This is a genomic window from Enterobacter sp. ECC-019, from assembly GCF_043974075.1.
GTDB lineage: Bacteria > Pseudomonadota > Gammaproteobacteria > Enterobacterales > Enterobacteriaceae > Enterobacter > Enterobacter asburiae_D.
In genome coordinates this window covers 4,829,799-4,852,568 of the sequence record NZ_CP143759.1, presented here as the reverse complement: position 1 = coordinate 4,852,568, position 22,770 = coordinate 4,829,799, and the positions used below count along the sequence as shown (strand labels likewise).

General features: G+C 56.2%; 23 protein-coding genes. 7 read left to right on the top strand and 16 right to left on the bottom strand.

Going from position 1 to position 22,770, the window contains the following annotated elements; genetic code table 11:
• Positions 1–9: 9 nt before the first annotated feature.
• The 4 genes from pflB (at position 10) to V1566_RS22990 (ending at position 5,779) form a co-directional block, all read left to right on the top strand.
• On the top strand, positions 10–2,304 hold the full coding sequence (pflB, locus tag V1566_RS23005) for a formate C-acetyltransferase (protein WP_395304735.1): 2,295 nt from the start codon (positions 10–12) through the stop codon (positions 2,302–2,304).
• A 148-nt stretch (positions 2,305–2,452) separates the two neighbouring features.
• Entirely contained in the window at positions 2,453–2,863 is a 411-nt protein-coding gene (locus tag V1566_RS23000) for a Spy/CpxP family protein refolding chaperone (protein WP_395304734.1), read from the top strand.
• A 262-nt stretch (positions 2,864–3,125) separates the two neighbouring features.
• The gene (locus V1566_RS22995) at positions 3,126–4,457 is read left to right on the top strand and encodes a hypothetical protein (RefSeq protein WP_395304733.1); all 1,332 of its coding nucleotides are present in this window, start codon (positions 3,126–3,128) and stop codon (positions 4,455–4,457) included.
• A gap of 20 nt (positions 4,458–4,477) precedes the next feature.
• A complete protein-coding gene (locus tag V1566_RS22990) occupies positions 4,478–5,779 on the top strand; it encodes a serine dehydratase subunit alpha family protein (RefSeq protein WP_395304732.1) in 1,302 nt (433 codons plus the stop codon).
• Between the two features lie 46 nt (positions 5,780–5,825).
• Here the strand turns inward: V1566_RS22990 and V1566_RS22985 are convergent, their stop codons facing one another.
• Positions 5,826–6,527 (bottom strand): pirin family protein, encoded by a 702-nt coding sequence (locus V1566_RS22985; RefSeq protein ID WP_395304731.1) that lies wholly within the window; start codon positions 6,525–6,527, stop codon positions 5,826–5,828.
• A gap of 104 nt (positions 6,528–6,631) precedes the next feature.
• On the opposite strand from V1566_RS22985, the gene V1566_RS22980 reads away from it, so the two are divergent.
• Positions 6,632–7,534 carry a LysR family transcriptional regulator gene (locus tag V1566_RS22980; protein ID WP_023333543.1) on the top strand — a complete coding sequence of 301 codons (903 nt, stop codon included), beginning with the start codon at positions 6,632–6,634 and terminating at the stop codon, positions 7,532–7,534.
• A gap of 41 nt (positions 7,535–7,575) precedes the next feature.
• On the opposite strand, the gene V1566_RS22975 is transcribed toward V1566_RS22980, so the two are convergent.
• The 11 genes from V1566_RS22975 to V1566_RS22925 all read right to left on the bottom strand — a co-directional run bounded on the left by V1566_RS22975 (position 7,576) and on the right by V1566_RS22925 (position 14,952).
• Complete coding sequence (locus V1566_RS22975) at positions 7,576–7,941, bottom strand: DUF805 domain-containing protein (RefSeq protein ID WP_395304730.1); 366 nt, start codon at positions 7,939–7,941, stop codon at positions 7,576–7,578.
• Positions 7,942–8,047: 106 nt separating this feature from the next.
• Positions 8,048–9,034 carry a glutathione S-transferase family protein gene (locus V1566_RS22970; protein WP_159514973.1) on the bottom strand — a complete coding sequence of 329 codons (987 nt, stop codon included), beginning with the start codon at positions 9,032–9,034 and terminating at the stop codon, positions 8,048–8,050.
• Positions 9,035–9,105: 71 nt separating this feature from the next.
• Positions 9,106–9,498, bottom strand: a complete 393-nt coding sequence (locus tag V1566_RS22965; protein WP_023309292.1) for a DoxX family protein — start codon at positions 9,496–9,498, stop codon at positions 9,106–9,108.
• A 254-nt stretch (positions 9,499–9,752) separates the two neighbouring features.
• Positions 9,753–10,049 (bottom strand): YqjK-like family protein, encoded by a 297-nt coding sequence (locus tag V1566_RS22960; protein WP_032659774.1) that lies wholly within the window; start codon positions 10,047–10,049, stop codon positions 9,753–9,755.
• Positions 10,050–10,051: 2 nt separating this feature from the next.
• Positions 10,052–10,444 carry a phage holin family protein gene (locus tag V1566_RS22955; RefSeq protein ID WP_023333540.1) on the bottom strand — a complete coding sequence of 131 codons (393 nt, stop codon included), beginning with the start codon at positions 10,442–10,444 and terminating at the stop codon, positions 10,052–10,054.
• A 1-nt stretch (position 10,445) separates the two neighbouring features.
• Positions 10,446–10,751, bottom strand: a complete 306-nt coding sequence (locus tag V1566_RS22950) for a YqjD family protein (RefSeq protein ID WP_008503141.1) — start codon at positions 10,749–10,751, stop codon at positions 10,446–10,448.
• A 31-nt stretch (positions 10,752–10,782) separates the two neighbouring features.
• Positions 10,783–11,151, bottom strand: a complete 369-nt coding sequence (locus tag V1566_RS22945) for a DUF1090 domain-containing protein (RefSeq protein WP_008503142.1) — start codon at positions 11,149–11,151, stop codon at positions 10,783–10,785.
• Between the two features lie 142 nt (positions 11,152–11,293).
• Positions 11,294–11,677, bottom strand: a complete 384-nt coding sequence (mzrA, locus tag V1566_RS22940; RefSeq protein ID WP_395304729.1) for an EnvZ/OmpR regulon moderator MzrA — start codon at positions 11,675–11,677, stop codon at positions 11,294–11,296.
• A gap of 2 nt (positions 11,678–11,679) precedes the next feature.
• On the bottom strand, positions 11,680–12,342 hold the full coding sequence (yqjA, locus tag V1566_RS22935; protein ID WP_024906405.1) for a DedA family general envelope maintenance protein YqjA: 663 nt from the start codon (positions 12,340–12,342) through the stop codon (positions 11,680–11,682).
• A 344-nt stretch (positions 12,343–12,686) separates the two neighbouring features.
• A complete protein-coding gene (gene exuR / locus V1566_RS22930; RefSeq protein ID WP_023309288.1) occupies positions 12,687–13,463 on the bottom strand; it encodes a transcriptional regulator ExuR in 777 nt (258 codons plus the stop codon).
• Positions 13,464–13,653: 190 nt separating this feature from the next.
• Positions 13,654–14,952, bottom strand: coding sequence for an MFS transporter (locus V1566_RS22925; protein WP_159514971.1), 1,299 nt, complete (start codon positions 14,950–14,952; stop codon positions 13,654–13,656).
• Between the two features lie 476 nt (positions 14,953–15,428).
• On the opposite strand from V1566_RS22925, the gene uxaC reads away from it, so the two are divergent.
• Entirely contained in the window at positions 15,429–16,841 is a 1,413-nt protein-coding gene (gene uxaC / locus V1566_RS22920; protein ID WP_395304728.1) for a glucuronate isomerase, read from the top strand.
• A gap of 17 nt (positions 16,842–16,858) precedes the next feature.
• The gene (locus V1566_RS22915) at positions 16,859–18,346 is read left to right on the top strand and encodes a UxaA family hydrolase (RefSeq protein ID WP_395304727.1); all 1,488 of its coding nucleotides are present in this window, start codon (positions 16,859–16,861) and stop codon (positions 18,344–18,346) included.
• Positions 18,347–18,432: 86 nt separating this feature from the next.
• On the opposite strand, the gene sstT is transcribed toward V1566_RS22915, so the two are convergent.
• The 4 genes from sstT to V1566_RS22895 form a co-directional block, all read right to left on the bottom strand.
• Positions 18,433–19,674: a serine/threonine transporter SstT gene (gene sstT / locus V1566_RS22910; RefSeq protein WP_134347461.1), complete on the bottom strand. Its 1,242-nt coding sequence runs from the start codon at positions 19,672–19,674 to the stop codon at positions 18,433–18,435.
• A 255-nt stretch (positions 19,675–19,929) separates the two neighbouring features.
• Entirely contained in the window at positions 19,930–20,895 is a 966-nt protein-coding gene (locus V1566_RS22905) for a TerC family protein (RefSeq protein WP_023333533.1), read from the bottom strand.
• Positions 20,896–21,145: 250 nt separating this feature from the next.
• The gene (locus tag V1566_RS22900; RefSeq protein ID WP_395304726.1) at positions 21,146–22,144 is read right to left on the bottom strand and encodes a Gfo/Idh/MocA family protein; all 999 of its coding nucleotides are present in this window, start codon (positions 22,142–22,144) and stop codon (positions 21,146–21,148) included.
• Between the two features lie 70 nt (positions 22,145–22,214).
• Positions 22,215–22,718 carry a YgjP-like metallopeptidase domain-containing protein gene (locus tag V1566_RS22895; RefSeq protein WP_023333531.1) on the bottom strand — a complete coding sequence of 168 codons (504 nt, stop codon included), beginning with the start codon at positions 22,716–22,718 and terminating at the stop codon, positions 22,215–22,217.
• Positions 22,719–22,770 lie beyond the last annotated feature (52 nt).

Genomic DNA, 22,770 nt, shown 5'->3' with positions numbered 1-22,770 from the left:
GAGAATCACATGAAAGTAACAATCGATACGGGCGTCGCACCCTACAGCGACGCATGGGCCGGGTTTCGCGGTGAAGAATGGAAAAACGCCGTCAACGTCCGCGATTTTATTCAGCATAACTACACCCCTTATGAAGGCGATGAAACTTTCCTCGCGCAGGCGACGCCAGCAACGACGGCGCTGTGGCAGAAGGTAATGGTCGGCATTCGCCAGGAGAACGCCACCCACGCTCCGGTGGATTTTGACACCAACATTGCCACCACTATTACGGCCCACGGGCCGGGCTATATCGACCAGGATCTGGAGACGATCGTCGGGCTGCAAACCGATAAGCCGCTCAAGCGTGCGCTCCATCCGTACGGCGGGATCAACATGATCCGCAGCTCGTTCGAAGCCTATGGCCGGGAGATGGATCCGCAGTTCGAATACCTGTTTACCGACCTGCGCAAAACCCACAACCAGGGCGTGTTTGACGTCTACTCCCCGGAGATGATGCGCTGTCGTAAATCCGGCGTGCTGACCGGTCTGCCAGACGGCTACGGGCGCGGACGCATCATCGGAGACTATCGCCGCGTGGCGCTGTACGGGATCGCTTATCTGGTGCGCGAGCGTGAACTCCAGTTTACGGATCTGCAGGGCAGGCTGGAGCGCGGTGAAGATCTGGAGGCGACGATCCGCCTGCGTGAAGAGCTGGCGGAGCACAAGCGCGCGCTGCTGCAGATCCAGCAGATGGCGGCGAACTATGGCTTTGATATCTCGCGCCCGGCGATGAACGCCCAGGAAGCGGTGCAGTGGGTCTATTTTGCCTACCTTGCCGCGGTGAAATCCCAGAACGGCGGGGCGATGTCGCTGGGGCGCACGGCCTCGTTCCTCGATATCTACATTGAACGCGACATGCAGGCAGGACGGCTGAATGAAGTTCAGGCGCAGGAGCTGATCGACCACTTCATCATGAAGATCCGTATGGTGCGCTTCCTGCGCACGCCGGAGTTCGACACGCTCTTCTCCGGCGATCCGATCTGGGCGACGGAAGTGATCGGCGGCATGGGGCTGGACGGGCGCACGCTGGTGACCAAAAACAGCTTCCGTTATCTGCATACCCTGCACACCATGGGGCCTGCACCGGAGCCGAACCTGACGATCCTCTGGTCTGAACAACTGCCGATCGCGTTCAAGAAATACGCCGCGCAGGTGTCGATCGTCACCTCTTCGCTGCAGTATGAGAACGACGATCTGATGCGTGCGGACTTCAACAGCGACGACTACGCCATTGCCTGCTGCGTCAGCCCGATGGTGATCGGCAAGCAGATGCAGTTCTTTGGCGCGCGTGCCAACCTCGCCAAAACGCTGCTGTACGCGATCAACGGCGGGGTGGACGAAAAGCTGAAGATCCAGGTCGGCCCGAAAACCGAGCCGCTGCTGGATGACGTGCTGGAATACGACACCGTGATGGCGAGCCTCGATCACTTTATGGACTGGCTGGCGGTGCAGTACATCAGCGCCCTGAATCTCATTCACTACATGCATGATAAGTACAGCTACGAAGCCTCGCTGATGGCGCTGCACGATCGGGACGTCTATCGCACCATGGCCTGCGGCATTGCCGGGCTGTCGGTGGCGGCGGATTCCCTGTCGGCCATTAAATATGCCACGGTGAAGCCGGTGCGCGACCATACCGGACTGGCGGTCGATTTCGTGATTGAAGGGGACTATCCGCAGTACGGCAACAACGACGACCGCGTGGACAGCATCGCCTGCGACCTGGTGGAGCGCTTTATGAAGAAAATTCAGGCGCTGCGGACCTACCGCAACGCGGTGCCAACCCAGTCGATACTGACCATCACCTCCAACGTGGTTTACGGCCAGAAGACCGGGAACACGCCGGACGGACGCCGCGGCGGCACGCCGTTTGCGCCTGGCGCGAACCCGATGCACGGTCGCGACAGAAAAGGGGCGGTGGCCTCGCTAACGTCGGTTGCCAAACTGCCGTTCACCTATGCGAAAGATGGGATCTCCTACACCTTCTCCATCGTGCCGCAGGCGCTGGGCAAGGACGAGCGGGTGCGCAAAACCAACCTGGTAGGGCTGCTGGACGGGTATTTCCATCATGAAGCGTCCATTGAGGGTGGGCAGCATCTGAACGTCAATGTCATGAACCGGGAAATGCTCCTCGATGCCATTGCGCATCCCGAGAATTACCCGAACCTGACAATCCGCGTTTCGGGCTATGCGGTGCGTTTTAATGCACTGACGCGCGAGCAGCAGCAGGATGTGATTTCGCGAACGTTTACCCAATCTATCTAAAGTGAGTTCTTATGCCCCCTCAACGCAGGGGGCATTTTTTTGCCCGCTAAACATACAAAATTGTTTATATAATTACTCACACATATTCATCCGCTCTTGAAAAACAATACGCCTGCTTTTCCCTATAACAGCATGTAAGGACAGTAAGATGATGAAAATGACCCGTATTGCGCTGGTCGCCGCCTCGCTGGCAGTGTGCAGTTTTACGGCACAGGCCGCGAACGTTGAGGCAGCCCCGTCTCCCTCGCAGGATCCGCTGGTACAGCACCTGAAGCTCAGCAATGAGCAGGTTAAGAAGATTGAAGATCTGCATAAGCAACTGGAACAAAATGTCAGCAAGATCTCGATGACGGGCGTGAAGGACGGCGCGCTGATCGACATGTTCCAGGCGGGTAAATGGGACGAAAGCACGGTAAAAAGCCAGCTTACCGCCTTTAGCAAAATTGAAGAGCAGACCCGTTATTACCGCGTGAAATATTACTTCGACGTCAGCCAGGTATTGACGCCGGAACAGCGTAAACAGATTCGAACCGATATGGCGAATGCGCTGGCTGAATGATTTCTGACCCGCGCCAGGCGCGGGTTTTTTATTTTTTGATCGCCGTCACTTTTAGAAAATCCACGTTAAACGACCAGAAACGGAAGCAAAATTTCCTCCAGATGCAGAATGTCCTTATAAAAATTGTGACATTTTTCTCTCGCGCTCCAGATATGATCTTTCCACACGAATAACACGCACCTGCTGCCCTCTGAATCGCCATCGCTGGCGATCGGAAACCTATAAAAACAACTGTTTACCCTACAAAATAAGCGAGTGCCCAATGGATACGGCAACAAACAGCAGTGTGATTGTGAGTGATTCCCCTGCGGCAAGGCGGGCGGGAATGAGCGAAAGCGAGTGGCAAGCGGCAATTAAATTCGACAGCACCGACACGGGCTGGGTCATCATGAGTATCGGGATGGCTATCGGCGCGGGGATAGTTTTTCTCCCCGTACAGGTAGGATTAATGGGGCTGTGGGTGTTTTTGCTCTCATCAATCATCGGCTATCCGGCCATGTATTTATTCCAGCGTCTGTTTATTAATACGCTGGCGGAATCGCCGGAGTGCAAAGATTACCCGAGCGTAATTAGCGGTTATTTGGGTAAGAACTGGGGCATCTTATTAGGCGCGCTCTATTTCGTGATGCTGGTGATCTGGATGTTTGTCTATTCCACGGCCATCACCAACGACAGCGCCTCGTATTTGCACACCTTCGGCGTGACCGACGGTTTGTTATCTGACAATCCGTTTTACGGGCTATGCCTGATCTGCATTCTGGTGGCCATTTCGTCGCGCGGTGAAAAGCTGCTGTTTAAAGTCTCCAGCCTGATGGTGCTGACCAAATTGTTTGTGGTGGCCGCGCTGGGGCTGTCGATGATTGGGCTCTGGCATCTGGCCAACGTGGGCATGCTACCGCCTGCGGGGCTGCTGATTAAAAACGCCATCATTACGCTGCCCTTTACCTTAACCTCCATTCTGTTTATTCAGACCTTAAGCCCGATGGTGATCTCATACCGTTCACGTGAAAAATCCGTGGAGGTTGCGCGTCACAAGGCGCTGCGGGCGATGAATATTGCCTTCGGCATACTGTTTGTGACGGTCTTTTTCTACGCCGTCTCTTTCACTCTGGCGATGGGGCACGATGAGGCGGTTAAAGCTTACGAGCAGAACATTTCGGCTCTGGCGATTGCAGCGCAGTTTATCAGCGGTGACGGCGCGGGCTGGGTCAAAATCGTCAGCGTGATCCTCAATATTTTTGCTGTGATGACCGCGTTCTTCGGCGTCTATCTCGGCTTTCGCGAGGCTACGCAGGGTATCGTCATGAACATCCTGCGCCGCAAAATGCCGGCAGAGAAAATCAGTGAAAACGCCGTCCAGCGCGGGATTATGCTGTTCGCCATCCTGCTGGCCTGGAGCGCGATTGTCTTAAATGCGCCGGTGCTGAGCTTCACCTCCATTTGCAGCCCTATCTTCGGCATGGTGGGCTGCCTGATCCCTGCATGGCTGGTCTACAAGGTGCCGGCCCTGCATAAATATAAAGGCGTATCGCTGGTGATTATCGTCATCACCGGACTGCTGCTTTGTGTTTCTCCTTTCCTCGCATTCTCCTGAGGGTAATTAAGGTCGTAACGATGGCTAAGCAAACTCATCCTTTATGGAATCAATTTATTCGCGCGGTGCAGGAAGAAGTGAAGCCTGCCCTTGGGTGCACTGAGCCCGTGTCTCTGGCGCTGGCCTGCGCGATGGCCGCAGACCTTCTGCCGGGGGAGGTCACGCAAGTAGAGGCGTGGGTATCGCCGAACCTGATGAAAAACGGGCTGGGCGTAACGGTGCCGGGCACTGGGATGGTCGGGTTACCCATTGCGGCGGCGCTGGGCGCGATTGGCGGTAACGCCAACGCCGGGCTGGAGGTGTTGAAAAATGTCTCCGCCGATGCGCTGATACGCGCCAAAGCCCTGCTTGAGACGGGGAAGGTGCAGGTCAAACTGCAGGCGCCGTGCGATGAGATTCTTTACTCCCGCGCCTGTGTTCATGCCGGGGACACCTCGGCAATGGTGACCATCGCTGGCGGGCATACGCGGGTGGTGGAGGTGGTTTGTCAGGGCGAAACGCGCTTTACGCTTGACGATCAACGGTGCCAGACGAATGACGATCCGCTGGCGGTGCTTTCAACTACCACGCTGTCGCAGATCCTGGAGTTTGTTGAGCAGGTGCCGTTTGAGGCGATCCGCTTTATCCTGCAGGCAGGGCAGCTAAACGATGCGCTCTCCCGCGAAGGGCTCAGCGGGAAGTGGGGGCTGCACATTGGCGCAACGCTCAGTAAGCAGCGCTCGCGCGGATGGATGGCGCAGGATCTGGGTTCAGACATTGTTATTCGTACCAGCTCAGCCTCGGATGCTCGCATGGGCGGCGCGACGCTGCCGGCGATGAGCAATTCGGGCTCTGGCAATCAGGGGATCGCCGCCACTATGCCGGTGGTGGTCGTGGCTGAACACGTTCAGGCTGACGACGAACGGCTGGCGCGGGCGCTGATGCTGTCACATCTTTCGGCGATCTATATCCACGTCCAGCTTCCGCGCCTGTCGGCGCTGTGCGCGGCGACAACGGCTGCGATGGGCGCTGCCGCGGGGATGGCGTGGCTGATGGGCGGTTCTTACCAGACCATTTCAATGGCGATAGGCAGTATGATCGGTGACGTCAGCGGGATGATCTGCGACGGGGCCTCTAACAGCTGCGCCATGAAGGTCTCAACCAGCGTCAGTAGCGCCTGGAAAGCGGTGATGATGGCACTGGATGATTCTGCCGTAACGGGCAACGAGGGGATTGTGGCGCACGATGTGGAGCAGTCGATCGCAAACCTGTGCGCGCTGGCGTGCCGCTCAATGCAGGAAACGGACCGGCAGATTATTGAGATTATGGCGAGTAAGGTGTAGCGCATTTCCCTCTCCCACCGGGAGAGGGTTAGGGTGAGGGCATTCTTTAAACCGGCAAATCAATCAGCAGCGCGCGCAGCGGCGTATCCGCCACCAGGGTGATATTCGCCTCATCACGAATAAACGCCCCGTCTCCGCAGGTGAGCGCTTCTTTCTCTTCCGTGTGCGTCACCGCATGCACCGTACCGTGAATAGACTGCAAATAGGCGCGCGGACCATGAAGCTGGAAGCTCGCCTGCTCATCTTTCTTCAGCTCGATATGGTGCAGCCACACCTGCTGACGCAGCTGCAGACTCTCTTTACTGCCGTCCGGCGATGCAATCAGCTGCTGCTTATCGCCCGTTAAATCTAACTTCTGTACCAGCGGATTTTCCCGCTCAGGGCAGGCGTCCAGCCACAGCTGCATACGGGTCAGCGTTTTGTCTTTGCTGAGGTTATGCTCGCTGTAGCTAATGCCCGGCTGCGTGGAAATTAACAACGCTTCGCCAGCCTTTGCCTGGACATGATTGCCCTCGCTATCGCGGTATTCTGCCTCGCCTTCCAGGATCAGGTTCAGGATATCGACTTTCGGGTACGTACGCGGCTGGAAGGAGGCGCCCGGGGCGAGCACTTCCTGGTTCAACACGCGCAATGAAGCGTAACCGAGGAGTTTAGGGTCAAAGTAGTGTCCAAAGGAAAAGGTGTAGCGGGCCTGCAGCCAACCGAAATCGGCTTGTCCGCACTGTTTAGCTGTTCTTGTCGTAATCATAAACTTGACCTCTCTTTACACTAAAACAATGGTAAAGGTATGGACGCTGCATTGTTAGCCAGATATTCTGCCCGGTATGTTCAAATTTCCTGAATGAGAACGAGATGGCTAAAGAGAGAGCATTGACGCTTGAGGCGCTTCGCGTCATGGACGCAATTGACCGGCGCGGCAGTTTTGCGGCGGCGGCAGATGAGCTGGGGCGCGTTCCGTCTGCGCTAAGCTACACCATGCAGAAGCTGGAGGAAGAGCTGGACGTGGTGCTGTTTGACCGCTCCGGGCATCGAACAAAATTCACCAACGTCGGGCGAATGCTGCTGGAGCGCGGCCGCGTGCTGCTGGAAGCGGCGGACAAGCTCACGACGGACGCCGAAGCGCTGGCGCGCGGCTGGGAAACTCATCTGACGTTAGTTACCGAAGCGCTGGTGCCGACTGAAGCGCTGTTCCCGCTGGTGGACCGCCTGGCGGCGAAGGCCAATACCCAGCTGTCAATTATAACCGAGGTGCTGGCAGGTGCGTGGGAGCGTCTGGAGACGGGCAGGGCGGATATCGTCATTGCGCCGGACATGCACTTCCGTTCCTCATCGGAAATCAACTCGCGCAAGCTTTACAGCGTGATGAATGTCTACGTTGCCGCACCCAATCACCCGATTCACCAGGAGCCGGAACCGCTCTCTGAGGTGACGCGCGTGAAGTATCGCGGCGTGGCTGTAGCGGATACCGCCCGTGAACGGCCGGTGTTAACGGTACAGCTGCTGGATAAGCAGCCTCGTCTGACGGTGACCTCGCTGGAAGACAAACGGCAGGCGCTGCTGGCAGGTCTGGGCGTGGCGACCATGCCGTACCCGTTTGTCGAAAAAGACATTGCGGAAGGGCGGCTGCGCGTTGTCAGCCCGGAATATAGCCACGAGGTGGATATCATTATGGCGTGGCGCCGCGACAGCATGGGCGAAGCCAAATCGTGGTGCCTGCGCGAAATACCTAAACTCTTCGCCCACCACAATAAATAAACGAGTAGGCCCGGTAAGCGTAAGCGCCACCGGGCTCTGATTTACACGCCTGCTTTCGGATCGGGACCAAAGCGATTTTCGCCCGGCGTCCCGCTCTGGCAGTTGAAGATCAAAATCACGATCCAGCCCACAATCGGGATCAACAGCAGCAATAGCCACCACGCTGAACGATCGGTGTCGTGCAGTCGACGGAACAGCACCGCCCATGATGGCAGCAGGACTAACAGGCCATAAATGGTGGTCAGCACGCCTTCACCGCCAGCCCGCTCCCAGCCAAGAATTTTATCTACAATACCCAGCACCATGATGAGGATGAAGTTCACCAGAACGAACATCCAGTACTCTTTACGGCGGGCGCGGCCACCAAATCCAATGTAGTTGCGCAGTACTTTTAAATACCAGTCCATTTTCCTTGCCTCATTAGTCAGTCAATCACTTGTTTTCTAAGCGATCGAGGTAAGGATAGATGGAGATTGTGAATTAAAAAAGGGCATCTATTGATGCCCTTAATATTTATCCAAAACGGACGTCGCGCCCGTGAGGTTCATCCAGATCCTGCCACGGCCCAATGGAGATAATGCCCGTCGGGTTGATGGTTTTGTGGCTGCGGAAATAGTGGGTGCGAATATGGTCGAAGTCGACCGTGTCGGCAATACCCGGCATCTGGTAGATGTCGCGCAGGAAACCATACAGGTTCAGGTAATCGCTGATGCGGTGCTTGTCGCACTTAAAGTGGGTGACATAGACCGGATCAAAGCGAACCAGCGTGGTCCACAGGCGAATGTCCGCTTCCGTCAGGCGATCGCCCGTCAGGTAGCGATGCTTGCCCAGGAGCTGTTCCAGACGCTCCAGCGATTCAAACACCTTTCCAACCGCTTCGTCATACGCTTCCTGGCTGGTGGCGAAACCGGCCTTGTAGACACCGTTGTTGACGTTATCGTAAATCCAGCTGTTCAGCTCATCAATTTTTTCACGCAGCTCAACCGGATAGTAATCTCCGGCACGGGCGCCGTGCGCGTCAAACGCGGTATTGAACATGCGGATGATTTCCGCAGACTCATTGCTGACAATCGTCTGGTTTTTCTTGTCCCACAGCACCGGCACGGTAACGCGCCCGGTGTAATGGGGATCGGCGCGCAGATAGAGCTGGTAAAGGAAATCGTGGTGGTAAAGATCGTCGCCGGTCGCCGCAGGGAAATCACTGTCAAACGTCCAGCCGTTTTCCAGCATCAGCGGGTTCACGACTGAAACCGGAATTAAGGATTCAAGACCTTTAAGCTTGCGCACGATCAGCGTGCGGTGTGCCCACGGGCAGGCAAGCGAAACATAAAGATGATAACGGTCTTTCTCAGCCGCAAAGCCGCCTTCGCCGCTCGGGCCTGGCGCACCGTCGGCGGTCAGCCAGTTACGGAAGGCCGAAACTGAGCGCTTGAAGCGACCTCCGGTGGATTTGGTGTCATACCAGACATCCTGCCATACGCCGTCTACGAGTTGTCCCATTTTTTCTCCTCCGTCAGATAGCAAAAGCGAGGAGATGTCTCCTCGCTTTGTGTTCATTCAGTATAGCGTGCTTACCATTTCTTATTCAGAACGCGGTCGATGCTGTATGCGCCCGGGCCAGTGACGGCCAGCAGCAGGAAGCCACCCGCGATGGTCAGGTTTTTCATGAACATCAGAGAGTTCACGCCTTCCGCAAAGTTGCTGTGGAAGATGAACGCCGTCAGCACGGTGAAGCCTGCGGTAAACAGCGCGGTGGTACGGGTCAGGAAGCCGAACAGTACCGCCAGGCCGCCGCCGAACTCAAGAAGAATGGTCAGTGGCAACAGGAACCCCGGAACGCCCATGGCTTCCATATACTGCTGGGTACCCGCATAACCGGTGATTTTTCCCCAACCTGCGACGATGAACAGAATTGGCATCAGAATACGCGCGACCAGTACACCAACATCTTCTAATTTTTTCATTTTACTCTCCAGGAAACCACATCAGCGGCTGAACTTTATTTGTCTGCAATTCCGGGTAGATACCGCGTCATTGCTGTCGATGGAGAGCATCATAAACGGGGCGGGTGGCAATTGTTAGCAAGGAAAACTGTCAATCTAATTCAAAGATATTGAGTAAGGGAGGGGGAGGCGGATTTTGCCGGGTGGCGCTGCGCTTACCCGGCCTACGATGGCATGTAGGCCGGGTAAGGCGTAGCCGCCACCCGGCGAGAAGGCTAGCGTAACTGCTGCTGACGGATCGTCGCTTTCACCAGACGCCAGGCGCTCCAGGCGCCAAACCCACGACGAGCCCAGCGGATCAGCATGTTCGGATGACGAACGGACCAGATAGCCATCACGCTGCTGCCGACCAGCGCCCATGAACGCAGGCTCAGGACGGTATTCCAGCCCCGGTCAAACCGTCGCGTCGCGTCAATCCAGTCGCGACGACTGGCAGACAGATCCAGCCGTTGCTGCTGGATCTGGCTTAACAGGTACGCTTTTCGCTTTTGACGTTCGGCTTTACCGCTCACGGCTAGTCATCCTCCAGCAGGGCGCGATCGTTCGCCAGCTCCTGACGCGTATGGCGCAGGAAAGTGGACTTGCGCGCTTTACGCAGCGTCCAGATACCGCCTATCAACGCGGCGACCAGCAGAACGACGGTGGTGGCAATCATCGCGTTAAGACGATACTGCGGATCGATGGCCCAGATGATTAACACCATCAGGCTCATCAGACCAAACGCGGCGAAGAGCATGGTCAGCCCGAGCATCAGCAGCATCTGGAAGAGGTTCGCTTTCTCCTCTTCCAGCTCGACCACTGCCAGCCGGACGCGCGTTTCGGCAATCCCGACCAGCGTCGTTAAAATACGCTGGCCGATGCCGAGGACGTTGTTAGCAGGCCCTTGTGCGTGACGAGGATCTTCCATATCAACGACGCGTCAGAAGGACACCCAGTACCACACCCACTGCGGCACCAATTCCGACACCCGTCCAGGGATTATCACGCACATATTCGTCCGCGCGCGCAGCCGCTTCGCGGGTCTGTTTCGCCAGTGCATCACCGGTTTCACCCAGGCGATAGCGGCTCTCTTTCAGCGCCTGCTCCGCCTTGCTGCGCAGTTTGCTGACCTCTTCTTTTGACTTGTCAGCAGAGGAGTTCAGCACCTCTTCAAGGGTATCGGCCAGGGATTTCAGTTCAGCGCGCAGATGTTCAGACGTCGTATCTTTTGACATGATTCTCTCTCCTGTTGAGATTTCCGTTAACTCAATAATCGCGAGCTTCCAGCGCTTTCAGATCATCCTGCGCTTCTTTCAACTTCTTCTCGCGCTTAGCAATTTTTTCCGCATCCCCTTTCTCTTTCGCTTCCTGCAGGTCGCGACGGCGCTCGGCTATCTCGTCCTTCTGTTCAGCGATTTTCTTCTGGTGGTCAGCACGAAGCTTGCTGTCTGAACAGTTCGCTTTCACTTCGCTCAGCGCTTTTTTAAGACCATCAACACGGTGCTGATTGTTATGCTTTTCGGCATAACCGATCTCACGCTGAATATCCTGTTCTTTCTCCTGACAGAGAGAGTTTGCGAAGGATGCTGTGCTTAAAGAAAAAAGGGCCAGAGCCAGAGTCATGCGGAATTTCATTATCGAAACCTTCCATTGTGTGGCGGCATAAGCCGCTATCCAAAGTTATGCGGAGTACATCGAGGGGTGCTCCGCGTACTTAAGCATAGTAAGTAAACGGGGGATTCACCAAAGTGAGTGAAAAGATTCGGAATCCTGGAAGTTATCCAAACCGATGCGACGTATCGCGAATCAATGAGAGCCAGGCTGCAGGTTGGCTCTCATCTTCCTGCTGAGCAATGATATACCCGTGCGGCAGCGTACGGTCGAGAACCACTTTCGCGGCGGCACTTTGCGCACGGGAATCAAACTTGATCAGTAAAACATCGTCCTGCGGGGTGATGCTCTTAAAGCGGATCCCGTTCGCATCCAGATGATGCCAGACAGAAAAACCGTCAGGCACGCTGGCTCCCTGGTTTACCGGGCGGATGGCCAGCGTCGATTCCTGATGCGAAAGCGTGCTCCAGGCCAGCAGCAGGGCGCTGATTACCACTAGGGTAATCACGGCAAAGGCAAAACGGCGCAGAGCGAGCGGTGAGATAACCATCGTCAGCCTCTGGCTCCGTATTTCTTTTTCCACAGGACAACCAGTGAGCCAATCAGGCCGAAGACCAGCAGAACGACGGGCAGCAGCATCAGGCAGGACATCAGCTGGTCTTCATATTTCATAAAGACCGGCGTTTTACCCAGTGCATAGCCCAGCGTCGTCAGAATAAGCACCCATAGCAGACCGCTCATCCAGTTAAAGAACTGGAAGCGCGTGCTGCTCAACCCCGACAGACCGGCAATGGTGGGCAACAGGGTGCGAACAAAGGCGATAAAGCGGCCAATCAGCAGCGCGGAAAGCCCGTGCTTATGGAAAAGGTGGTGCGCCCGCTGGTGATAATGCGCGGGAAGATGAGAGAGCCAGTTCTGGACGATCCGGGTATTGCCCAGCCATCTTCCCTGGATATAGCTCACCCAGCAGCCGAGGCTGGCCGCAACGGTCAGTAATAAAATGGTGTGTGGAAACGCCATCGCCCCTTTGGCACACAGCACGCCGACAAGCACCAGCAAACTATCACCAGGCAGGAAGGCAGCAGGCAGCAAACCGTTCTCAAGGAACAGGATCATAAACAAGACGAAATAGAGCATGCCAATCATGGAAGGGTTGGCCAGCGTTTCAAAATCCTGCGCCCAGAGGGCATGCAGTAGTTGGGTCAAAAGTTCCATTCAGTGTTCCTGGAAATCGGTTAACGTCACGCCTGTTATCCGGGACAAACAGCACGGCGACATTGTTGTGATTTCATTATGGTCGCTCGCGGACACATTGCGGTGTGGCCAACACTGTTCCCTGTTAATTGGCTGGTTAGCAAGCACTAACTTACAAAATAAGGAATTGAATCCAATTGTAACAAAGCCCAACGTTCTGCGTCACAGAATTTGCAGGGGTGAGTTGATTTTGGCGTAAGCCCTGGAAGTGAGCGAGGGGATTTACAAAGGCTGACACTATATATGTTTTGCTTACCCATTTAAGCCGGAAGGCGCAACGTAGCGCCTGCCAGCAGAAAGGTCATCTATTTTGCGGCACTGGATGCCGTATCGAGATGAACAACGGGATTATCGGCAAAAAGATAGCGGTCAGCGTTAAATTCGAAGTCATCGCTGGTTTCGTTGAACAGCATCTGCTTGGTGTTTTCCAGGTGCTGCCACATCGCCAGCTTGGCGGCATGCGGATCTTTACGAATCAGCGCCTTAAGGATTTGGTCGTGATCGTCACACCAGTTGTCGACGGTACGGGAATCGATATGGTCGTGCAGTTTTTTCCAGTACGGGTTGTGAACGCGCTGAGTCCACATTTTTTCTACGATTGCCGCCAGGGCCGTATTTTGTGTTGCCAGGGCGACCTGAACGTGGAACTGAAGATCCCACTCTGAATCGCGGAAACATTTTTCCTTACGGGCGTTCTCCTGGATCTCCATCAACTTCATGATGTCCTGCTTGGTCACCTGCGTCGCCGCAAACTCAGCAATATTGCTTTCGATCAGCTGGCGAGCCTGGAGCAGCTCAAACGGGCCATAGCTGGCGAATTCCAGGCTTTCGTCCGCGACGGGAGAGTGTTTCGGCAGATTAGAAATCACGTGAATGCCGGAGCCTTTGCGTACCTCAACGTAGCCTTCCACCTCCAGCATGATAATCGCTTCACGCACCACGGTGCGGCTCACGCTTTTTTCATCCGCGATGAAGCGCTCGGCGGGCAGTTTATCACCGACAAGATAGACCCCTTGCTCGATGCGATCTTTCAGCTCCGCAGCAAGTTGTTGATATAAACGACGTGGTTCGGTGATTTCCATATGCGCTCCAGGCAGGGTACGGCAGATGATTTGTTATACCACTTTTGCGTGCCACTCTCCAGATTTTGCCATTAAAAAAGCCGCTACTGAGCGGCCTTTAAATGCCGGGTGGCGCTGCGCTTACCCGGCCTACGGTTTTGTTGGTTGCTGTAGGCCGGGTAAGGCGAAGCCGCCACCCGGCACAGCGATGCTAACTCTGCGTCGCCGGTTTTCCGAGCGACTCTTTCGCCAGCTCTTCTGCCGATTTGCTTTTCAGCACCGTCCAGATAACCACCGCACCCATCAGGTCGAAGATCGCCAGCACCGCGAACAGCGGGCTGAAGCCGATGGTATCCGCCAGCGCGCCGACCACCAGTGCAAACATGGTGCTCGCGGTCCAGGCGGCCATGCCGGTCAAACCGTTGGCGGTTGCCACTTCGTTACGACCAAAGACGTCAGACGAGAGCGTAATCAGCGCGCCGGACAAGGACTGGTGCGCAAAGCCACCGATGCACAGCAGGGCAATGGCGATGTACGGGCTGGTGAACAGACCGATCATGCCCGGGCCAATCATCAGCAGTGCGCCCATGGTCACGACCAACTTACGGGAAACAATCAGGTTCACCCCAAACCAGCGCTGGAATAGCGGTGGCAGGTAGCCGCCCACGATACAGCCCAGGTCAGCGAACAGCATTGGCATCCAGGCGAACATCGCGATCTCTTTCAGGTTAAAGCCGTAGACTTTAAACATGAAGAGGGGGATCCAGGCGTTAAAGGTACCCCAGGCCGGTTCAGCCAGGAAACGCGGCAGGGCGATACCCCAGAACTGACGGGTGCCCAGGATCTGCCAGACGGTCATTTTTTTACCGTTGTTGGTCTGATGCTGCGCTTCCTGACCGCCAATGATGTATTCGCGTTCTTCTTCGGAGAGCTTTTTCTGATCGCGCGGGTGTTTATAGAAAATCAGCCACGCCATCGCCCAGGCAAAGCTCAGTACGCCAGAGATGATGAACGCCATCTGCCAGCTGTGCATCACGATAGCCCACACCACCAGCGGCGGTGCAATCATTGCCCCGATGGACGAGCCTACGTTGAAGTAGCCGACCGCAATGGAACGCTCTTTCGCCGGGAACCACTCGGAGCTGGCCTTCAGGCCCGCCGGGATCATTGCGGCTTCTGCCGCACCGACCGCACCGCGAGCCAGCGCCAGTCCACCCCAACTGCCTGCCAGCGCGGTTGCACCGCAGAACACCGCCCAGGCGATGGCGAAGAAGGCATAACCGATTTTGGTACCGAGGATATCCAGCACATAGCCAGCAACAGGCTGCATGATGGTATAAGCCGCGGAATAGGCGGCAATGATGTAGGAGTATTGCTGCGTGGAGATATGCAGCTCTTCCATCAACGTTGGCGCTGCTGCTGCCACGGTGTTACGCGTCAGGTAACCCAGCACGGTGCCTAACGTCACCAGTGCGATCATATACCAACGTAACCCTTTAATTTTACGCATCTAAAACCTCATCGTTATGTTATTTCCGCGCCAGAGCACGGCAACCTCTCAACCGTTTCCGGGAGCAGTTGTGTAACGGGAGGGGCGTAGCCGGGAGCATGTCCCGGAACGGCCCGAACCTTGCCATAAGTAAGCGTGCATAAGTCGGTATCCGTACCGTTAAACCCGATGTCTCTCACACCGGTAATGCATTCCGTCGGCTGAGTGTTTGCGACGGCGAAAAGATAACTTGTCATACAACTTTAAAAGGTGAGTGACATCACAAATGTATGATTCTTTGTGGGGACATTATCCGTTGCGCGCAAAGCCAGTAACGGCGGGGGCTGCAGAAGGGTTTACTCCATTGAGGGTAATTTATTTGTTGACGTTTATTGATCTCACTCACGAAAAAAGCTTCGGTGGGTGGAAATTGGTGTGATAACTTTGCAGCATATGAACATACGCTTTCTGACGCTCCCGTAATGAGGAAGACGATAATGACGCCGTTTATGACCGAAGATTTTCTGTTAGATACCGAATTTGCTCGCCGCCTGTACCACGACTACGCAAAAGACCAGCCGATTTTCGACTACCACTGCCATTTACCGCCGCAGCAGGTTGCCGAAAATTACCGTTTCAAAAACCTGTATGACATCTGGCTGAAGGGTGACCACTACAAATGGCGCGCCATGCGCACCAACGGCGTCGCCGAGCGCCTGTGTACCGGCGATGCGACCGACCGCGAGAAGTTTGACGCCTGGGCGGCGACCGTTCCGCACACCATCGGCAACCCGCTCTACCACTGGACGCATCTTGAGCTCCGCCGTCCGTTTGGCATCACCGGCAAACTGCTCTCCCCAACGACCGCCGATGAAATCTGGGATCGCTGCAACGCGCTGCTGGCGCAGGATAACTTCTCCGCGCGCGGCATCATGAAGCAAATGAACGTGAAGATGGTGGGCACCACCGACGATCCGATTGACTCCCTGGAACATCATGCGATTGTCGCCAAAGACACCGCTTTTGATATCAAAGTGCTGCCAAGCTGGCGCCCGGACAAAGCCTTCAATATTGAGCAGGCCACCTTTACCGATTACATGGCGAAGCTGGCGGAAGTGTCGGATACCGACATCCGTCGTTTCGCTGACCTGCAAACCGCGCTGACCAAACGCCTGGATCACTTCGCGGCGCACGGCTGTAAAGTGTCTGACCACGCGCTGGACGTGGTCCTGTTTGCGGATTCAAACGAAGCCGAGCTGGACAGCATCCTTGCGCGTCGTCTCTCCGGCGAAGGCTTAAGCGAGCACGAGGTGGCGCAGTTTAAAACGGCGGTGCTGGTATTCCTCGGTGCGGAATACGCGCGTCGCGGCTGGGTACAGCAGTACCATATCGGCGCGCTGCGCAATAACAACCAGCGCCAGTTCAAACTGATCGGTGCTGACGTGGGCTTTGACTCCATCAACGACCGTCCGCTGGCGGAAGAGCTGTCCAAACTGCTGAGCAAACAGAACGAACAAAACCTGCTGCCAAAAACCATCCTGTACTGCCTGAACCCGCGCGATAACGAAGTGCTGGGTACCATGGTCGGCAACTTCCAGGGCGAAGGGATGCCGGGCAAGATGCAGTTCGGTTCCGGCTGGTGGTTCAACGATCAGAAGGACGGAATGGAGCGTCAGATGACGCAGCTGGCGCAGCTGGGCCTGCTGAGCCGCTTTGTCGGCATGCTGACCGACAGCCGCAGCTTCCTGTCCTATACCCGCCATGAATACTTCCGCCGCATTCTGTGCCAGATGATTGGCCGCTGGGTGCACGCGGGCGAAGCGCCAGCGGATATCCAGCTGCTGGGCGAAATGGTGAAAAACATCTGCTTTAACAATGCGCGTGACTACTTCGCCATTGAACTGAACTAAGGCCGTTTGAGGTTGATATGCAATACATCAAAATCCATTCGCTGGATAACGTTGCCGTCGCGCTGGCTGATTTGACCGAAGGTACGAGCGTCACGTTCGACGGTCAGTCGGTCACGTTGCGCCAGGCCATTGGGCGTGGACACAAGTTTGCCCTGCTCCCCATTGCGAAAGGGGAGAACGTGGTGAAGTACGGTTTGCCCATCGGTCATGCGCTGACGGATATTGCGCCGGGTGAATATATTCACTCCCACAATACCCGCACCAATCTTAGCGATCTGGATGAGTACAGCTATCAACCTGATTTCCAGGCGGAAGCCGGGCAGGCGGCAGATCGTGAGGTGCAGATCTACCGTCGCGCCAGCGGCGAGGTGGGGATCCGCAACGAGCTGTGGATCCTCCCGACCGTCGGCTGCGTGAACGGGATTGCGCGTCAGATCCAGACGCGCTTCCTGAAAGAGACTAACGATGCCGAAGGCACTGACGGTGTACATTTGTTCAGCCACACCTACGGCTGCTCGCAGCTTGGCGACGACCACATCAATACCCGAACCATGCTGCAAAACATGGTGCGTCACCCGAACGCGGGCGCGGTGCTGGTGATTGGTCTGGGCTGCGAGAACAATCAGGTTGACGCTTTTCGCGACACGCTGGGCGAGTTCGATCCTGAGCGCGTGCACTTCATGGTGTGTCAGCATCAGGACGACGAAGTGGAAGCGGGCGTGGAGCAGCTTCATCAGTTGTATGACGTGATGCGCCACGACAGGCGCGAGCCGGGCAAGCTGAGCGAGCTGAAGTTTGGGCTGGAGTGCGGCGGGTCTGATGGTCTTTCCGGCATTACCGCCAACCCGATGCTGGGCCGCTTCTCGGACTACGTGATTGCCAACGGCGGCACGACGGTGCTGACCGAAGTGCCGGAAATGTTCGGCGCGGAACGTATTTTGATGAGCCACTGCCGCGACGAAGAGACGTTTGAGAAGACCGTCACCATGGTAAACGACTTCAAACAGTACTTCATTGCCCACAATCAGCCGATTTATGAGAACCCATCGCCGGGTAACAAAGCGGGCGGGATCACCACGCTGGAAGAGAAATCCCTCGGCTGCACTCAGAAAGCGGGCGCGAGCCAGGTGGTTGATGTGCTGCGTTACGGTGAGCGCCTGAAAACGCACGGTCTGAACCTGCTGAGCGCACCGGGCAACGATGCGGTCGCCACCAGCGCGCTGGCGGGAGCGGGCTGTCATATGGTGCTGTTCAGCACCGGGCGCGGCACGCCGTACGGCGGTTTTGTGCCGACGGTGAAAATCGCCACCAACAGCGAGCTGGCGGCAAAGAAAAAGCACTGGATCGACTTTGATGCGGGTCAACTGATTCACGGCAAAGCCATGACGCAGCTGCTGACGGAGTTCGTGGACGCTATCGTGGAATTTGCTAACGGTAGGCAGACCTGCAACGAGAAGAACGATTTCCGCGAGCTGGCGATTTTTAAGAGTGGTGTGACGCTTTAAGTTCTTTGTCGGGTGGCGCTAGCGCTTACCCGACCTACTGAACCCTGTAGGCCCGGTAAGGCGTAGCCGCCACCGGGCTTTTCTTTTTAACTGCGCAGGGCGTTCTTCGCTAAACGCGCATCTTCCGCCTGGCACACGGCGGCGGTGAACATCACGTCGGTGGAGGAGTTAATCGCCGTCTCGCAGGAGTCCTGCAAAACGCCGATGATAAAGCCCACCGCAACCACCTGCATGGCGATCTCGTTCGGGATGCCGAACATATTACACGCCAGCGGGATCAGCAGCAGGGAACCGCCCGCCACGCCGGATGCGCCACAGGCACAGAGCGCAGCAACAACGCTTAGCAGCAGCGCCGTTGGCAGATCCACCGGGATACCCAGCGTATTGACCGCCGCCAGCGTCAGCACCGTGATGGTAATTGCCGCTCCCGCCATATTGACGGTCGCCCCCAGCGGGATTGAGACGGAATAGGTATCGCGGTCCAGATTCAGCTTCTCACACAGCGACATGTTGACCGGAATATTCGCCGCTGAGCTGCGGGTGAAGAAGGCAGTCACGCCGCTTTCGCGCAGGCACATCAGCACCAGCGGGTACGGGTTACGACGGGTCTGCAGGAACACCAGCAGCGGGTTAATCACCAGCGCCACCACGGCCATACAGCCGATCAGTACCAGCAGCAGTTGGGCATAGCCCCACAATGCGCCAAAACCGGTCGTTGCCAGCGTCGAGGCGACAAGACCAAAAATACCAATCGGTGCGAAGCGGATCACCACCGTCACGATAAAGGTCACGGCGTTAGAAACATCGGTGATCAGGTTTTTGGTGGTGTCATTGCTATGGCGCAGCGCAAAGCCCAGGCCCACCGCCCACACCAGAATGCCGATATAGTTGGCGTTGATCAGCGCGTGAATCGGGTTTGCCACAATGCTCATCAGCAGGCCGTGCATCACCTCAACAATGCCCGCAGGTGGGGTAATGTCGGTTGCGCCGGTGGTCAGCTGCAGCGTGGAAGGGAAGATAAAGCTAACGATAACCGCCGTCAGCGCGGCGGAGAACGTACCCAGCAGGTACATCCACAGAATCGGGCGAATATTGGTTTTTTGCCCCTGTTGGTGGTTGGCGATTGAGGCCATCACCAGGGTCAAAACCAGAACCGGCGCGACCGCTTTCAGCGCGCCGACGAACAGCGTGCCGAGCAGGCCGGTGGCCTCGGCGGCAGGTTTCGAGATCAGTGCCAGCGCAATGCCGAGCACAAGGCCAACCAGTATTTGCTTAACGAGGCTGCCGCGCGACAGACGCGCAAACAGACCAGACGAGGATGCGGTCATGGAGATTCCTTAAGTGAAATTGCGTTCCATCCCGGATGTGCTCTTAGTCACATTTATGTCCGGATGTAAGTAAATGTTTGCCTGGTCGAGTATAGGGAAAGTGTCTTGGGAGGGAAGCGTAAAATGCTAGATTTTACGTGTTGCGTCATGTTTTTTAACTATTGATTAACGAAAATAGCGGGTGGCGCTGCGCTTACCCGGCCTACGGGGTGACGTTGTAGGCCCGGTAAGCGCAGCGCCACCGGGCAAAACGTACTAAGCCTGCTGCTTCTTATCGTGCTGGCGATTAACCCAGGTATTGATAATCAGCGTCACGATCAGAATGCCAAACACCACGCCGAGCGAAATGGCGATCGGGATATGGTAGAAATCGACGATCAGCATCTTGATACCGATAAACACCAGGATCACCGACAGACCGTACTTCAGCATCGAGAAGCGCTCCGCCGCGCCTGCCAGCAGGAAGTACATCGCACGCAGGCCGAGGATGGCGAACAGGTTTGAGGTCAGGACGATGAACGGGTCGGTGGTCACCGCGAAGATCGCCGGAATGCTGTCCACCGCGAAAATCACGTCGCTCAGCTCAACCAGAATCAGCACCAGCAGCAGCGGGGTGGCAAACAGCAGGCCGTTCTTGCGCACGAAGAAATGCTCGCTCTCAATCTTGTCGGTCATGCGCAGATGCCCACGGATCCACTTCACCAGCGGGCGATCGCCAATCGCGGAGCCGTCCTCTTTCGCCAGCGCCATTTTGACCCCGGTGAACAGCAGGAACGCGCCGAAGACGTACAGCAGCCATTCGAACTGGGTGATCAGCCAGCTGCCGGCGAAGATCATGATGGTACGCAGAACAATGGCACCCAGCACGCCGTAGACCAGCACGCGGCGCTGCAGGGCCGCAGGCACGGCAAAGTAGCTGAACAGCATCAGCCAGACGAAGACGTTATCGACCGCCAGGGCTTTTTCAATCAGATAACCGGTGAGGAAGGCGAGCGCCTGAGGATCGGCCACCGCGCGGCCTTCGGTCGAGGCCAGATACCACCAGAAGGCGGCACAGAAGAGCAGGGAGAGGGTGACCCACACCAGAGACCAGGCCGCAGCCTGTTTGATGCTCATACCGTGTGCGCCGCGACGCCCCTGCAAAAAGAGGTCGATCGCCAGCATGATGAGCACGACAACCGCGAATCCGCCCCACAACATTGGAGTGCCGACAGAATGCATACTATTTTCCTTACACATAAAAAACAAAAACGGCCATGGTCAGAAGACGATAGCCGTTAGCTTTTTATGCATAGACCTCGCCTTCCGGCAAGGTCTCACTTACAACCACGAGGGTTGCCCGGCGACCGGATGCGTGTTTAACGCATCGTAATGACGATCCACCGGCGAAGAAGTTACTCCCCTTTGCAGGTAACAAAATATGTCAGACCATCAGTTTCGTCAATGGTCTGCGCCGTTTCATTACACAGCTTTACGCGATCGCTTCCGCGTTTACGCCGTCTGCCGGGAACACCACGCCGGTCTGGCGGCGGATCTCCGTTTGCAGCTTCGCCGTGGTGCGGCTCACCGCCAGGCCAGGGTGATTCACTTCGTTGTCTTCCACCAGACGGGCGAAGACCTCTGCCTCATAGAGCATAGTGTTAATATGCTGAGGCTGCGTCAGCTCCTGCGCTTTGCCGCCGCGCGGCACAAAGCTCACCTTCTGGCACTCAGAGATTTTCTCGATCACCAACGACCCGGCTTCGCCCTGAATTTCGCTCGGCAGCACGGAATCGCTGACCTTGGAGTGCTGTAGCGTGACGCTGAAATCACCGTAATCCAGCACTACGAGTCCGTGCGCATCCACGCCGCTTTCCAGCAGGCTGGCGGTGGCCGTCACGCCGTGCGGCTCGCCCCACAGCGCCACGGCAGAGGCCAGGCAATAAAAACCGATATCCATAATCGAGCCGTTCGAGAAGGCCGGATTAAAGGTGTTCGGGTTCTCGCCGTCGAGATAACGCTGGTAGCGCGAAGAGTACTGGCAGTAGTTGATAAAGGCTTTACGCACCTTGCCAATTTTCGGCAGGGACTGCTGCAGCAGCAGGAAATTCGGCAGGCTGGCGGTTTTGAACGCTTCGAACAGCACCACCTGGTTTTTGCGGGCAAGCGCAATGGCCGCTTCCACTTCCTGGATATTTGACGCCAGCGGCTTCTCGCAAATCACATGCTTTTTGTGGCTGAGAAACAGCTTTGTCTGCGGGAAGTGCAGGGAGTTCGGGCTGGCGATATACACCGCGTCAATGGCGTCGCTTTGCGCCATCTCATCAAGCGAAGTGAAGAGATGCTCAACGAGGTAGTCGTTAGCAAAACTCTGCGCCTGCTCAAGGCTGCGGGAATAGACTGCGGTAAGTTTAAGTTTGCCGGTTTCGTGGGCGGCGTCGACGAACTGGCGTGTGATCCAGTTCGTACCAATGACTGCGAAACGTATCATAAACGTTTACGTACTCCGTAGCGGGGAACCTTTAGCCACTGTAGCACGTCATCATGACAATTCGCGTGCGCTATTCCGCATTACCATTTAACGATAAATGCGTAAGCCACAGCCGGGTATCAAACTCCAGTTGATGGTACTGCGGCTCCATGTGGCAGCACAGGGAATAGAACGCTTTGTCGTGCTCTTTCTCCTTCAGGTGCGCCAGCTCGTGGACGACGATCATCCGCAGAAAGGCTTCCGGCGCGTTACGGAAAACCGTTGCGACGCGGATTTCGGCCTTCGCTTTCAGCTTGCCGCCCTGCACGCGGGAGATGGCGGTGTGCAGGCCGAGCGCGTTTTTCAGCACGTGGATCTTGTTGTCGTACATCACCTTGTTGATCGGCGGCGCGCTCTTCAGATACCGGCTTTTCAGATCCTGCGTATACTGCCAGAGGGCCTTATCGGTCGCGAAATCGTGCGTGCCGGGATAGCGTTTTTCCAGCACCGCGCCGAGCTTCTGCTCGGCAATCAGGCTGCGAACCTGAGTCAGTAAATGCTCCGGATAGCCCTGGAGATAAGTAAGTTGGTTCATCAACGCCCCAAATCGACAATAAAACGGGTATACTCACGCACCCTTTTCAGGG